Source organism: Polaromonas sp. P1_E12, assembly GCF_056405975.1.
This window is the reverse complement of sequence record NZ_JBFUBB010000004.1, coordinates 26465-40536: the sequence shown is the minus strand read 5'-3', so window position 1 is coordinate 40536 and position 14072 is coordinate 26465. Positions and strand designations below refer to the sequence as shown.

Here is a 14072-nt window from a genome sequence, read left to right as displayed (position 1 = left end):
TGCCCCTATTGGGCCGGGCGCCAATTTGGTCATTAAACGGTGATGGCCGGATTTCAAGCCAAATTTGCCGGAAACCCATACAGCACATGCGCAAGCAGCTATTAAATCAATAGCAAACGGCCTGCGCACAGTCAGCGCGCAAATGCGTCAAAACCGGTTTTCAGGATCAGCGAGCTGACCACGGCGATAAACACCCCGCGCACAAACCCGGCCCCATGTTTGAGGGCCAGGCGGGTGCCCAGCAGGCTGCCCGCCACGTTGGCCACGGCCATCGTGAGGGCGAAATGCCACCAGACATGGCCCTTCCAGGCAAAGAGCGCCAGCGCTGCGAGGTTGGTGGCGGTGTTGAGCAGCTTGGCCGAAGCCGACGCGTTCAAAAAGTCATAACCCAGCCAGCGCACAAATAAAAATACAAAAAAGCTGCCGGTGCCCGGACCGAAGAAGCCGTCGTAAAACCCCAGCACCAGCCCGATGCAGCAGGCCGCCGCGGTTTCGGCATGCCCGGTAAAGCGGGGCGTATGGTGGCGGCCCAGCTCCTTCCTGGCCAGCGTATAGAGCAACACCGCCAGCAGCACAAAGGGCAGGGTCTTGCGCAAAAAGCCCGGCGAGATGACGGTGACCAGCCAGGCGCCCGCCAGCGAGCCGGTGAACCCGGCGGCCGCCGCCGGCAACAGTGCCGCCCAGCGAAGCTCCACCCGACGGGCATATTGGGCCGTGGCAACCGCGGTGCCCCAGACCGAGGCCCCCTTGTTCACCCCAAACAGGGTGGCAGGATGGGTGGTGGGGAAAACCGCAAACAGGGCCGGCACCAGGATCAGCCCGCCGCCCCCGACGATAGAGTCCACAAAACCGGCGAGCAGGGAGGCCAACGAGACGATGAATAATTCCATGGCCCGGATTGTCCCATCGCATTGAACAGACTCATTGCTATCAAATAGATAGCTGCTTGCGCCCGACAGTCAATGGCTGCGAGGGTTTTTGAGGGTTGGGCCCCGTCAGGGCGGAGGCATAAAAAAAGCGCTGGGGTTGCCAGCGCTTTTTGCAAATCTGCATCTCTTGTGGAATGCCGCTTTGCTTGTGTACTTCTTAATGACTCTCTCGTGTCTCCTCGGCTCCTCGCGTTGCGAGCAGCAAGGCTCGTCAGCAAGTCATCCAATATAGCGGGCGCACTGTCCCAGTGCATTGGGGGTTTCCCGGCCCCGGGCTTTGGGCGGCCGCTGGTTCTGTGGATGTTTTTGGGGCACCACGCCAATCGTTTGCGCACTTTTGCAGTACATATTTTCCGTTGCAGTCCCATCACACGAGCTACTGCGGTATTGGCACGACTTATGCCTGTTGTTACCAATTGTTGGTTGATTGAACAGGCGGGCACCGTATGCATATGAACAGATTTCTGGCCTTGGGTATGTCTTTATGCTTGGGCCTGGCATGCCAGCAAGCCCTGGCACAGACCACGGCTCCCCCGGCGGTGGCGCCGCCAGCAGTCACTGCCAGCGCTCCGGAAGTCGCACCGTCCCCCGCACCGGCCGCTGTTCCTGCTCCTCCCGCCGCACCGGTGGCTGCGGCCTCTGCGCCGCCTGCAGCGGCCGCCCCGGCGCCGCTGACCCAACCGGGACTGGTCGGCGTGGAGACCCTCAATGGTGCCGACACCGCCTGGATGATGACCTCCACCGCACTGGTATTGCTCATGACCCTGCCCGGCATCGCCCTTTTCTACGGCGGCATGGTGCGCAGGAAAAGCGTGCTCAATGTCATGGCCTGCGTTGTCGCCATCTGTGCCGTTGTCAGCCTGCTCTGGTTTGCGGTGGGCTACTCCATCGCCTTCACGCCCGGCAAAGGTGCGCTTGGGCACTATCTGGGTGGTCCCGAGCGGCTCTGGTTCACCGGGCTGGACTACGTGAAGGACGCGCAGAAGGTGGCCGTGAGCCATATTGCGCCCAACATTCCCGAGTCGGTCTACGCCATGTTCCAGCTGACCTTCGCCATCATCACGGCCGCGCTGGTGGTCGGCTCGTTTGTGGAACGCATGCGGTTCTCCGCGATGCTGGTGTTCATGTCGCTGTGGACCGTCGTCGTCTACGCACCCATTGCCCACTGGGTCTGGGAGCCCAATGGCTGGCTGGCGCGCATGGGCGCGCTGGACTTTGCCGGCGGCTCGGTCGTGCACATCAATGCCGGCATTGCCGGGCTGGTCTGTGCCTACGCGCTCGGGCCGCGCCACGGCTATGGCCGTGAACCGTTTACGCCTTTCAACCTGGGTCTGACCATGGCCGGTGCCGGCATGCTGTGGGTCGGCTGGTTTGGCTTTAACGCCGGCTCCGCCGTGGCCTCCGACGGCCGGGCCGGCCTCGCGATGGCCGTCACGCACATCGCGGCGGCCGCGGGCGCTCTCTCGTGGATGGCGGCCGAATGGATTGTTCGCGGGCGTCCTTCCCTGCTGGGACTGTGCTCGGGCCTGGTCGCCGGGCTGGTCGCCATCACGCCGGCGGCGGGCTTTGTCTCGCCGCGCGCGGCCCTGGTGTTTGGCCTGGTGGCCGGCGTGGCCTGCTACTGGGGCGCCACGGGCCTCAAGCGCCTGCTCAACGCCGACGATTCGCTGGACGTGTTCGGCGTGCACGGCGTGGGCGGCATTGTGGGTTCGCTGCTGACCGGCATTTTTGCCAGCAAGGCCATCTCCGGTGTCGAGGGCAGCCTGATGACCCAGGCGATAGGCGCAGGCGCCGTCATGCTCTACAGCCTGTTCATGACGGCGCTGGCCTTGTGGGTCACCTCGCTGATCGTCAGCCTGCGCGTCAGCGAAGCCGCCGAGAGCGACGGCCTGGACATCACCCAGCACGCCGAGCGGTTGGGCACGTAACTGACAAACAACGGACTCCACTTTCAAGGATTGCGCACCATGCCCTCCAGTGAAAAAATTGCCGTTGCGGCCCACCTGCATGTGCTGTTGCGCCGCAAAACCGGCCGCGTGACCGACACCGAGTGGATGGCCGGTAACCAGGAATACGCCGCCGAAATAGCGCGTTTTGCGCGGGAAAAAGCCGCCGAGGATGGCCACGTGGACCTGGCGGTGTGGGCCGACCGGCTGGAAGAAATCATGGCCACCCCCGAGCCCAAGGCACGCGTGCCGCTGGTGCAGTTGGTGTCCGAGGTGGTGAAGGAGCGCAGCCAGCCGGTGCTTGCCCCGGCGCCAGTGCCCGACCGCCAGAGCGCCCGGTCCATCGATACCGAGGAAGAGGTCTATCCTGAATCAGGTTTTATCGAGTCGACATTCGGTGCCATCTTCGGCGAGGGCGAGTCGCCGCGGGAGCGCCGCCAGCGCGACCCGAACGCGCCGCGCTATGTGAAGGGCCTGCGATAACTTGTAGACCCCTGTCTCGGCTCACTGCGTGTAGCCGGAACCCCCCTCAGGGTGGCAACACCTGCAGCCCGGCAAAGCCGGTTCTGCGGTGTTCTTGCCCCGAACACGCCGCGCTTCGTGAAGAGCTTGCGATAGGCCGGCGCAGGGCCGGCGGCCGGTTTATTTCGCCGGTTGTGGTTGCGCTTCCCGCGCACGGTTCAGGCTGTGCGCCAGTATGTTGCGGGTGCGAATGCGGATGTTGGCGCTGGCCTCTTCAGCAAACGCAGCCACATACGGGTGGCCTGCGTTGTCCGCCAGGATGCTGCGTCGCACCTGCTCCAGGCCGGCATCGCAGGCCGCCAGTGCGGCATCGGCGAGCACAAACACGGACTGCTCCGGGTTGTCTTTCAGCGGCTGCAAGGCGCTTTGGGCGCAACGCTGGTAGTCGTTGATGGCCGCGGCCACCGGAGCGCGGGCAATCGACAGCGGGTCCTGGCTGGCGCGCGGCGCAGGGCTACAGGCAGACAGCACGCCCAGCAGGAGGGCGATCGAAAGGGTGGTCAGGTGTTTCATGATGTCAATGCGACACCGGCTGTTTCCGGCGTGGTCCGCATTGTGTCATCGGTGTGCGAACGCAGGATGCTCCCCCGGGGCATAAAGACTGCCGGAAAACGGACCGGGGGTAAATTGCGCTAGCCAGCGCAGGACGCACGCAGTAGCATGCGTGAGCTTTATATATAAGGAGGGACTTATGCGGTGGAATTGCATGTCAGGGGCCTTGGTGTTGGGGTTCGGCGCGTTTTGTATGGGCACTGCCAATGCCCAGGCGCAGGCGCAGGCCCAGCAACTAATACTGGGCATCAGCGAAGGAAGCTCGGGCGGGTTGGACCACGCCCAGGTGATTGCCAAATACCAGGGGCTGGCCGAGGTGATCGGCAAGGCCATGAAGGCCAAGGTCAGCGTGGTGTTTGCGCGCGAGTTCAAGCAGCTGGAAGAAGGCATGCAGACCGGCCGCTTCGACCTGGTGATGGCGCGCCCGAGCGACTACCCGGCGCGCGGCATGCGCGACTACGGCTACAGCTATATCGCCAGCACCAAGCCCGACGGGCAGTGCTTCATCATTGCGCCCAAGGGCTCGGCCCTCAAGACCATCGACGACGTCAAGGGCAAGCGGATTGCCTTGCCCGAGCAGATTGCCTATATGTCCCGCTTCTGTGCCGCAGAGCTCAGGGACAAAGGCATTCTGGTGGACAAGGAAAACGTGCAGTTCGTGCGCGAACAGGCGGCTGTCGGCTTTTACCTCGACAACAAATTCGCCGATGTGGGTGGTGTCGCCTCTTACTCAGGCATTGCCAAGAAATGGGAAAAAGAGGGCGGCCGTATTTTGCACAAGAGCGTGGCGCAGCCCTACTTCCCGCTGGTAGCCCATAAACGCGTCAAGCCCGAACAGCTCAAGGCGATCCAGGAGGAATTGCTGGCGCTGCCCGCCAGCGATGCCGGCAAGGACGTGCTCAAGCGTATCGGCATCGAGCAGTTCGACATCACGTCGGAAGCCCGCATGCGCGAGCTGCTGAAGTGGCTCAATATTTGAACCAGGCCTTTGCCGGCTGTTGCCGGCCCCAGGCTGTGCCGCAGCGTAACTGACTGACCACAAGCGCACCAGCGTCAGCAGTGGCACACCCCCGGTGTGCCGAATCGCCGTCTGCCGGGCGACCCATTTTTCTCCAGCCCCTGCGGGGAAGGTCATCCTTCACCCAGGGTTTCCTCCTGCGGATTGCCTTGCGGGGCCGGTGGGTCCGCCGCGCAAACATGCCTTGGCACGCCCTAGGGTTTTCACTAGAAAAAAAAGGCTTAATCACGTTGTAATAGTTATTATTCATAACCATAATTGGCTTCCGGAAACACACTTCACATGACCCCAAAATACCTTCATCTCGAAATGCACGGCAATGTCGCCGTGGTCCGCCTGGCGCGTCCTGCCAAACGCAACGCCCTGGGTGATGCCCTGATCCTGGCACTGCGGAACCTGTTCGAAAGCCTTCCTCCCGAAGCAAAAGCCGCCGTGCTTTGCGGCGAGGGTGACCACTTCTGCGCGGGCCTTGACCTGAGCGAACTCAAGGAGCGTGACGCCAGCCAGGGCCTGCACCATTCGCGCATGTGGCACGCAGCGCTGGAGCGGGTGCAGTACGGCCCGGTGCCCGTGATCGCGGCCCTGCACGGTGCCGTGGTCGGTGGTGGCCTGGAGCTGGCAAGTGCCTGCCATATCCGGGTTGCCGACGAAAGCGCCTTCTACGCGCTGCCCGAAGGCTCGCGCGGCATCTTTGTCGGTGGTGGCGGTGCGGTGCGCATCCCGCGGCTGATCGGCGCCGCACGGATGACCGACATGATGCTGACCGGCCGTGTCTACAACGCGGTGGACGGTGAGCGCATAGGCATCGCGCAATACCTGGTTCCCGAGGGCCAGGCTTTCACCAAAGCCCTTGAACTGGCCACTCGCGTGGCAGAAAACGCACCGCTGACCAACTACGCCCTCATGCATGCGTTGCCGCGCATTGCCGAGCAACCGGCAGACCAGGGGTTCTTCACCGAGGCCCTGATGGCCGCAGTGGCGCAAAGCGCACCCGAAGCCAAGAGCCGCGTGAAAGACTTCCTGGACGGCAAGGCCCGCAAGGTCCAGAAGGGCTGACCAGGCCGGGCGGGCAGGCAAGAGAGACATCCAGAAAAGAGACAGCAGACAGCAGACAGCAGACAGAAGACAGAAGACAGAACAGAAGAGACAACCATGAGCGCCCCGAAATTTCGTCCCATGGCCTTTGGCGTGACCCGTGTGGTCCTGCGCGACGGCGTACCCGGCGTGCGCTATCTGCGCGCAGACCAGGACCTGCAAGCCTTCCCGACCCGTATCACCGACCGCCTGCAGCATTGGGCGCTGACGGTCCCAGGCCGCAGCTTCATGGCGCGGCGCGAAAAACTGGAAGGCGGTAAAACCGGCGACTGGCGGCACATAACTTATGCCGAAGCTTGGGTCTCGGCCCGCAACATCGCGCAGGGGCTGATTGACCGGGGCCTGAGTGCCGAACGCCCGGTGGTCATCCTGTCGGAAAACGATCTGGAGCATGCGCTGCTGGCGCTGGGTTGCATGCTGTCCGGCGTGCCTTTTGTGCCGACGTCTCCGCCCTACAGTCTGGTCAGCCAGGACTACGACAAGCTGCGCCACGTGCTCAAGACCGTGACGCCGGGCCTGGTGTTTGCCGCCGACGGCGCGCGCTACGCCAGGGCCATCAACGCAGCCATCGGCGACGACGTCGAGGTGGTGTTGGCCACCGGGCAGGTCGAAGGGCGCGCCACCACGGCGTTTGCCGAACTGGCTGCAACGCCGGCCACGGATGCCGTAGACCGCGCCATGCAGGCCACGGGGCCGGACACGATCGTGAAATTCCTGTTCACCAGCGGCTCCACCAAGATGCCCAAGGCGGTGATCAATACCCAGCGCATGTGGTGTGCCAACCAGCAGCAAATGGCGCAATCCATGCCGGTGCTGCAGGACGAGCCACCGGTGCTGGTCGACTGGCTCCCCTGGAACCACACCTTCGGCGGCAACCATAACTTCGGCATGGTGGTGTTCCATGGCGGAACGCTCTACATCGACGACGGCAAGCCGACCCCGGCGCTGATGCACGAAACCCTGCGCAACCTGCGCGAGATTGCCCCCACGGTGTACTTCAACGTGCCCACCGGCTTCGAGGCCATCGCCAGCGCCATGAAGGTGGACGCGGAGCTGCGGCGCAACCTGCTGTCGCGCGTGAAGATGTTTTTCTATGCCGGCGCCGCACTGGCCCAGCCCGTGTGGGACAGCCTGTACGAGTCCGAGGAAAAGGAAGTGGGCGAGCGCATTGTCATGGCGACCGGCCTGGGCATGACCGAGTCCGCGCCGTTTGCCATCTTCGTGACCAACCCCAACGTGAAAGCCGGCGACCTCGGCGTACCCGCGCCCGGCATCGAGCTCAAGCTGGTGGACACCGACGGCAAAACCGAGGTGCGCTACAAGGGCCCCAACATCACGCCCGGCTACTGGCGCGCACCGCAGGAGACGGCAGCAGCCTTTGACGAAGAAGGCTTCTTTTGTACCGGCGACGCCGTCAAATGGATTGATGAGGGCAACATTCACCTCGGGCTCAAGTTCGACGGGCGCATCGCCGAGGACTTCAAGCTGGCCACGGGCACCTTTGTCAGCGTGGGCCCGCTGCGTGCAAAGATCGTCGCTGCGGGAGCGCCTTACGTGCAGGACGTGGTACTCACGGGCATCAACCTCAAGGAAGTGGGCGCGCTGGTGTTTCCGACACCCGCCGTGCGCGCACTGGCCGGACTGCCGCCCGATGCGCCGCTGCGCCAGGCCGTTGAAAGCCCGCAGGTAGTGGCGCACTTTCAGGAGATGATGAACAAGCTCGCAGAGGGCGCGACCGGCAGCGCCAGCTGCATCCGGCGCCTGCACCTGATGCATGAGCCGCCCTCATTCGACAAGGGTGAAGTCACCGACAAAGGCTCCATCAACCAGCGCGCCGTGCTGACGCACCGTGAAGCTTTGGTGGTGGCCCTGCACGATGACACGGCGCACCCCATTGTCAAACCCGCACCATAAAACCCGACGCACAAACACCATGCAACCCAAAGGATTTTTCTCCGCTTTCCAAGACGTCTGGATGCTCGACGGCATCCGCACGCCCATGGTCGACTACTGCGGCGCCATTGGCCATATATCGCCCACCGACCTCGGCATCAAGGCGGCACGCGCCGTGCTCCAGCGCTCGGGTGTCAGTGGCGGCGATGTCGATTCGGTGCTTGCCGGCAACATGGCTCCCGGTGATTTTGAGCAGTTCATGCTGCCACGTCATATCGGCCTTTACGCCGGCGTTCCCGTGGAGGTGCCGGCCATCATGGTGCAGCGCATCTGCGGTACCGGCTTTGAATTGTTCCGCCAGGCCGGCGAGCAGATCCAGAGCGGTGCCGCCAGCGTGGCGCTGGTCGTCGGCGCCGAGAGCATGACGCGCAACCCGATCGCCGCCTTCGAACACCGCACCGGTTTCAAGCTGGGCGCGCCCGTCGGCTTCAAGGACTTCATGTGGGAGGCCCTGAAGGACTCCGCCGCCGGCATCGACATGATCCAGACCGCGGAAAACCTCGCGAAGAAATACGGCATCACGCGGGAAGCCGTCGATGAATTTGCCTCCAGCTCGTTTGCCAAAGCCGTGGCGGCCCGCGAGGCAGGTTTTCACGCCGGTGAAATTGTGCCGGTGGTCACGGAAGAATTTGAACTCGCCGGCTACGCCAAGCGCGGCATACGCCTGCAGGGCAAAGTCACGGAAGTCGCACAGGACACCCACGCACGCTTGTCTCCTGTCGAGGTGCTGGCCAAACTCCGGGTGGTTCACGCCGGCGGGGTGCAGACCGGCGGCAACAGTGCAGCGCTGGTGGATGCGGCAGCTGCTGCCGTGGTGGCTTCGGGCGAGTACGTGAAGGCGCATGGAAAAAAACCGCTGGCACGTGTCGTGGCTGCCGCGGTGGTGGGGGTGCCACCCGAAATCATGGGCATAGGCCCCGCGCCGGCGATTCGCCTGCTGCTGGAGCGCTGCGGCCTGAAGCTGGACCAGATCGGCCGCTTCGAGATCAACGAAGCCCAGGGCGCGCAAACGCTGGCAGTGGCGCGTGAACTGAACCTCGATCTGCGCAAGCTCAATGTCAATGGCGGCGCCATCGCGATGGGTCACCCGCTGGCGGTCACCGGTGTCCGCCTGACGGTCACCGTCGCGCGTGAAATGCAGCGCGCGGGCCTGCGTTACGGCATTGCATCCGCATGCGTGGGCGGCGGGCAGGGCATTGCCCTGTTGCTTGAAAACCCCGAAGGGGCCGAAATTTCTTGAACAAATAGTGGCTGTAGCGCACAACGGACGAGCGCAAGCAGCTATAAAAACAATAGCAATCGATCTGGAGAGAAGGCATGAAGATTGAAGGACTTGCGGCACTGGTGACGGGAGGCGGCTCCGGGCTGGGCGAAGCCACTGCCCGTGAGCTGGCACGCCTGGGCGCCAAGGTTGCCGTGCTGGACGTGAATCTCGCCGGTGCGGAAAAAGTCGCGGCCGACATTTGCGCCACGCACGGAAGCGGTGCCGCAGTGGCGTGCCAGTGCGACATCACCGACAGCGCCAGCCTGGCGGCCGCGCTGGAAAAAGCCGCAGCTGCGCATGGCCCGGCCCGCATCCTGATGAACGTTGCCGGCATCGGCTCGGCCAAGCGCGTGGTGGCCAAAGACGGCAGCCCTGCGCCGCTCGAAGACTTTGCCAAAGTCGTCACCATCAACCTGGTGGGCACCTACAACGCCAGCCGCCTGTTTGCGGCCGCCTGTGCCAAACTGCCCGCGCTGGAAGACGGCCAGCGCGGCGTCATGATGTTCACGGCCTCGGTGGCAGCCTTTGACGGCCAGGTGGGCCAGCAGGCTTACAGCGCCTCCAAGGGCGGCCTGGTCGGCATGACACTGCCGATGGCGCGCGACCTGGCGCAGCACGGTATCCGCGTCTGCACAGTGGCGCCGGGCCTGTTCGCGACGCCGCTGATGCAGCAATTGCCCGAAGCGGTGCAGGCTTCGCTGGCCGCCAGTATTCCTTTTCCGCAGCGCCTGGGCAAGCCCGAGGAGTTTGCCCAGCTGGCCGCGCACATCGTGGCCAACGACCATCTCAACGGCGAAGTCATCCGGCTGGATGGCGCATTGCGCATGGCGCCAAGGTGAGCCGCATGAGCAAGACCGTTGTTTACGAAGTTTCCGTTGCGTTTGGCGACTGCGATCCAGCGGGGATCGTGTTTTTCCCCAATTTCTCGCGGTGGATGGACGCCTCGTCGCTGAACTTTTTTGTCAAGTGCGGCGTGCCAACATGGCGTGAGCTTGTGAAGACCACCGGCATCATCGGCACGCCGCTGCTCGAGATCAATACCCGGTTCAGCCAGCCTGCCGTCTATGGTGAGACGCTGCAGATTCACACCAGCATTGAGGAATGGCGCGACAAGGTCTTCATCCAGAAGCATGTGATCAAACGCGGTGACGACCTGATCTGCGAAGGCCGTGAAACCCGGGCCTTCTGCATCCGCCGTCCGGAGAATCCTGAGCGCATCAAGGCCATTGCCGTGCCGCAAGACATTCGGGCCCTGTGCAGCTGACGCTTCGCGTTCCGCTTTTGTTTCCGTCTTTCAGTTTTTGATTTCGGTTTTGTTTTTCGACCCGTTGGACATCATTAAAAAAGGAGACATTTCATGCAAACACGCCGTCATTTTGTGCAGGCCGCCGCAACGCTCACCGCAGCCGCCGGCTTCGCCCCGTTCTCTGCCCATGCGAGTCCGCTGGAGCAGGTCAAGATCATTTACGGATTCCCCGCCGGCAGTGCGGGCGACATCTGCGCGCGCCGCGTCGGCGACAAGATGGGCGGCACCGCCTATTCCAAAAACAACGCCATCGTGGACACCAAGGCCGGCGCCGGTGGCCGCATCGCGCTGGAGACGCTGAAGATGGCACCCACGGACGGCTCCGTCATTGCCATGACGCCGTTTTCCTGCATGTCGCTGTATCCGCACATCTACAAAAAACTGGCCTATGACCCGTTCGCCGATTTTGTATCCGTGGGCACCGCGTCCATGATTCACCATGGGCTGGCTGTGGGGCCGCTGGTGCCCGCTTCCGTGAAGACCGTTCAGGACTTCCTGCTATGGGCCAGGGCCAATCCGAAGGATGCGAGTTATGGCTCGCCCGCTGCGGGATCAACACCCCACTTTCTGGGCGCCTTGCTGGGCCTGAACAACCAGGTGGAACTCAAACATGTGCCTTACCGCGGTTCCGTGCCCGGCGTGACCGATGTGGTGGGCGGCCAGCTGGCCGCCATGTTCACGCCGCACGGCGACTTCATCCCCAATCACAAGGCCGGCAAGCTGCGCATCCTGGCAACGTCCGGAAAGCAGCGCTCGCCCTTTGTGCCGGAAGTACCGACCTTCGCCGAGCAGGGCTTTGCCGACCTGACCGTGGAGGAGTGGTTCGGCTTTTGTGCCCCCGCCAAAACGCCGGCCAGTGTGGTCGCCGCCGCCAACGCCGCCATCAACGCCGCCATCAAGGACAAATCCGTCATCGACTCGCTGACGGTGGTGGGCCTGATTCCCTACGGCGGCACGGCAGAGGACATGGCGACCAGCCAGAAGCGCGAACTCGACCGCTGGGGGCCGCTGATCAAGAAAATCGGCTTTACCGCCGAGTCCTGATCAGAACGCGGTGCCGACGACTGATGCCGGGCGCCCTGAGGCACCGATCATGGATCGGCACCGCTTGGCATAATCGGGGCTGGACTGGCCGCATGCCGTGCGGCGGTCCGTATTGCCCGATGACGAAAGCTTCCTGACCACCTATGCCAGCGTCCCTCAAACCAGCGCCCGCTGTCGAAGAAGTCGATACCTCCTACCTTGAAACCCTGATTGGCTACAACGCCACGCGTGCGTCGCTCAAGGTCATTGAACTGTTCATGAAACGCATGGCGGTGTATGACCTGCGTCACGTGGACTTTTCCATCCTGTCGCTGATCACGCACAACCCGGGCATCACCTCGCGCCAGCTGTGCAGTGCGCTGAGCATCTTGCCGCCCAACCTGGTCGGGAAAATCGGCACGCTGGAAAAGCGAGAGCTCGTTCACCGCAAGCCGCACCCGCAGGACGGCCGCGCTGTGGGCCTGTACCTCACCGAGGCAGGCGAGGCGCTGATGCGGGAGGCCGAGCGCACCGCCACCAGCCTCGAATCAGATGCCACCGAACGGCTGAGCGCGGCGGAAAAAAAGACGCTGGTGCGTCTTCTGCAAAAAATCTATCTTTGATCTGTTTCGAAGGGGCGGTGCTGCCTGAGGCTTGCGGGCAGCTTCGACACGGCGCTGCCTTCAAATGCCGGCCTGAATCCACCCGGCGGCCTTTTCCGCAATCATGAGCGTGGGCGAATTGGTGTTGCCGCTGGTGATCAGTGGCATCACGCCGGCGTCCACCACGCGCAGGCCGCGAATGCCGCGGACCCGAAGGTGCGAATCCACCACCGCCATGGGGTCGTCTTCCTTGCCCATTTTGGTCGTGCCCACCGGGTGGAAGATGGTGGTGGCAATGTCGCCCGCCAGCCGTGTGAGTTCTTCGTCCGTCTGGAACTGCACGCCGGGCTTGAATTCCTCGGGCTTGTATTTGGCCAGCGCGCCCTGGCTGACGATCTTTCGGGTCACGCGCAGGGAGTCGGCTGCCACCTGCCGGTCTTCGGCCGTGCTCAGATAGTTGGGCGAAATCGCCGGTGCATCCTCAAAGCGGTTGCTCTTGATGTGCACGGTGCCGCGGCTGGTCGGGTTGAGGTTGCATACGCTGGCGGTGAAAGCGTTGAAGCTGTGCAGCGGCTCGCCGAAAGCGTCCAGCGACAGCGGCTGCACGTGGTATTCGATGTTGGGGTAGGGCTGGTCGGGTGATGAGCGCGTGAAGGCGCCCAGCTGCGACGGTGCCATGCTCATCGGGCCGGTCTGCCGCAATGCGTACTCCAGGCCGATGCGGGCCTTGCCCCACAGCGTGTTGGCCATGGTGTTGAGCGACAGCCCCCAGCGCTGGTCACCGTGCACCTTGTAGACCGAACGGATCTGCAAATGGTCCTGCAGGTTGGCGCCCACGCCGGGCAGGTCTTGCAGCACAGGGATGCCGTGCTGTTGCAGCAGGGTGGCCGGGCCAATGCCTGAAAGCTGCAGGATTTGCGGCGAGCCGATGCTGCCTGCACACAGAATGACTTCGCCCATGTGCCCCGAGTCGCGTGTCGAGTGCGCCGTCACCCGCTCGTCGCCGGCCCACACTTCCACGCCGGTGCAGCGCTGGCTGCCGTCGGCCTGCGGCTCAATCACCAGCTTGCACACCTGGGCGTTGTTCCACAATTCGAAATTGGGCCGGGCATAGCAGGCCGGCCGCAAAAAGGCCTTGGCGGTATTCCAGCGCCAGCCTTTTTTCTGGTTGACCTCGAAGTAACCCACGCCTTCGTTGTCGCCGCGGTTGAAGTCGGAAGTTGCCGGGATGCCGGCTTGCTGCGCAGCTTCGGCGAACGCATCGAGGATGTCCCAGCGCAGGCGCTGTTTCTCGACACGCCATTCGCCGCCTGAATTGTGGTGGCGCAGCAGCTTCTGGTAGGGCTGGCTCTTGTCCTGCATCAGCTCGGGTGCCACGCCGCGCGCGCCGTGCATCGCGTCAGCGCCCTTGTGGTGGTCTTCGTGCAGTTTGAAATGCGGCAGCGCGTTGTCCCATCGCCAGGCCATGTCGCCCGTCAGCTGGGCCCACTGGTCGTAGTCGCGTGCCTGGCCGCGCATGTAGATCATGCCGTTGATGCTGGAGCAGCCGCCCAGCGTCTTGCCGCGTGGATAGCGCAGCGCCCGTCCGTTGAGGCCGGCGTCCGGCTCGGTGTTGTAGAGCCAGTCGGTGCGCGGGTTGCCGATGCAGTGCAGGTAGCCTACCGGGATGTGGATCCAGTGGTAGTCGTCCTTGCGGCCGGCCTCAATGAGTAGCACGCGTTTGGATGCGTCGGCGCTCAGGCGGTTGGCCATCAGGCAACCTGCCGTGCCTGCGCCGACGATGATGTAGTCAAAAACCTGGCTGTCGTCTTGCATGGATGTTTTGTCTCTTGGCTTTCAGCCGTGTGTTTTGATGGGACGGG

At 63.5% G+C, this 14072-nt stretch carries 13 protein-coding genes; 10 read left to right on the top strand and 3 right to left on the bottom strand.

What is annotated here, in order from left to right:
* Positions 1-131: 131 nt before the first annotated feature.
* Entirely contained in the window at positions 132-890 is a 759-nt protein-coding gene (locus AC1D13_RS12740; protein WP_457281702.1) for a sulfite exporter TauE/SafE family protein, read from the bottom strand.
* Between the two features lie 515 nt (positions 891-1405).
* Between AC1D13_RS12740 and AC1D13_RS12735 the strand changes: the two genes are divergently transcribed.
* A complete protein-coding gene (locus AC1D13_RS12735) occupies positions 1406-2857 on the top strand; it encodes an ammonium transporter (protein ID WP_457281701.1) in 1452 nt (483 codons plus the stop codon).
* Between the two features lie 39 nt (positions 2858-2896).
* Entirely contained in the window at positions 2897-3358 is a 462-nt protein-coding gene (locus AC1D13_RS12730) for a hypothetical protein (protein WP_457281700.1), read from the top strand.
* A 159-nt stretch (positions 3359-3517) separates the two neighbouring features.
* Here AC1D13_RS12730 and AC1D13_RS12725 read toward each other — a convergent pair whose 3' ends face one another.
* Entirely contained in the window at positions 3518-3910 is a 393-nt protein-coding gene (locus AC1D13_RS12725; RefSeq protein WP_457281699.1) for a hypothetical protein, read from the bottom strand.
* Between the two features lie 232 nt (positions 3911-4142).
* Here AC1D13_RS12725 and AC1D13_RS12720 point away from each other — a divergent pair, with 232 nt between their 5' ends.
* From AC1D13_RS12720 to AC1D13_RS12685, 8 genes are all read left to right on the top strand, one after another.
* The gene (locus AC1D13_RS12720; protein ID WP_477667552.1) at positions 4143-4928 is read left to right on the top strand and encodes a phosphate/phosphite/phosphonate ABC transporter substrate-binding protein; all 786 of its coding nucleotides are present in this window, start codon (positions 4143-4145) and stop codon (positions 4926-4928) included.
* Positions 4929-5249: 321 nt separating this feature from the next.
* Positions 5250-6023: a crotonase/enoyl-CoA hydratase family protein gene (locus AC1D13_RS12715; RefSeq protein WP_477689667.1), complete on the top strand. Its 774-nt coding sequence runs from the start codon at positions 5250-5252 to the stop codon at positions 6021-6023.
* A 96-nt stretch (positions 6024-6119) separates the two neighbouring features.
* The gene (locus AC1D13_RS12710) at positions 6120-7976 is read left to right on the top strand and encodes a feruloyl-CoA synthase (protein ID WP_477689666.1); all 1857 of its coding nucleotides are present in this window, start codon (positions 6120-6122) and stop codon (positions 7974-7976) included.
* A gap of 19 nt (positions 7977-7995) precedes the next feature.
* Entirely contained in the window at positions 7996-9255 is a 1260-nt protein-coding gene (locus AC1D13_RS12705) for a thiolase family protein (protein ID WP_457281695.1), read from the top strand.
* 77 nt (positions 9256-9332) lie between these two features.
* Positions 9333-10118, top strand: coding sequence for an SDR family NAD(P)-dependent oxidoreductase (locus tag AC1D13_RS12700; RefSeq protein WP_477689665.1), 786 nt, complete (start codon positions 9333-9335; stop codon positions 10116-10118).
* Between the two features lie 5 nt (positions 10119-10123).
* Positions 10124-10543, top strand: a complete 420-nt coding sequence (locus AC1D13_RS12695; protein ID WP_457281693.1) for an acyl-CoA thioesterase — start codon at positions 10124-10126, stop codon at positions 10541-10543.
* Positions 10544-10636: 93 nt separating this feature from the next.
* Positions 10637-11629, top strand: coding sequence for a Bug family tripartite tricarboxylate transporter substrate binding protein (locus AC1D13_RS12690; RefSeq protein WP_477667551.1), 993 nt, complete (start codon positions 10637-10639; stop codon positions 11627-11629).
* 143 nt (positions 11630-11772) lie between these two features.
* Entirely contained in the window at positions 11773-12231 is a 459-nt protein-coding gene (locus AC1D13_RS12685) for a MarR family winged helix-turn-helix transcriptional regulator (RefSeq protein WP_457281691.1), read from the top strand.
* A 60-nt stretch (positions 12232-12291) separates the two neighbouring features.
* Here the strand turns inward: AC1D13_RS12685 and AC1D13_RS12680 are convergent, their stop codons facing one another.
* Positions 12292-14025: a GMC family oxidoreductase gene (locus AC1D13_RS12680; RefSeq protein WP_457281690.1), complete on the bottom strand. Its 1734-nt coding sequence runs from the start codon at positions 14023-14025 to the stop codon at positions 12292-12294.
* Between the last annotated feature and the right edge of the window lie 47 nt (positions 14026-14072).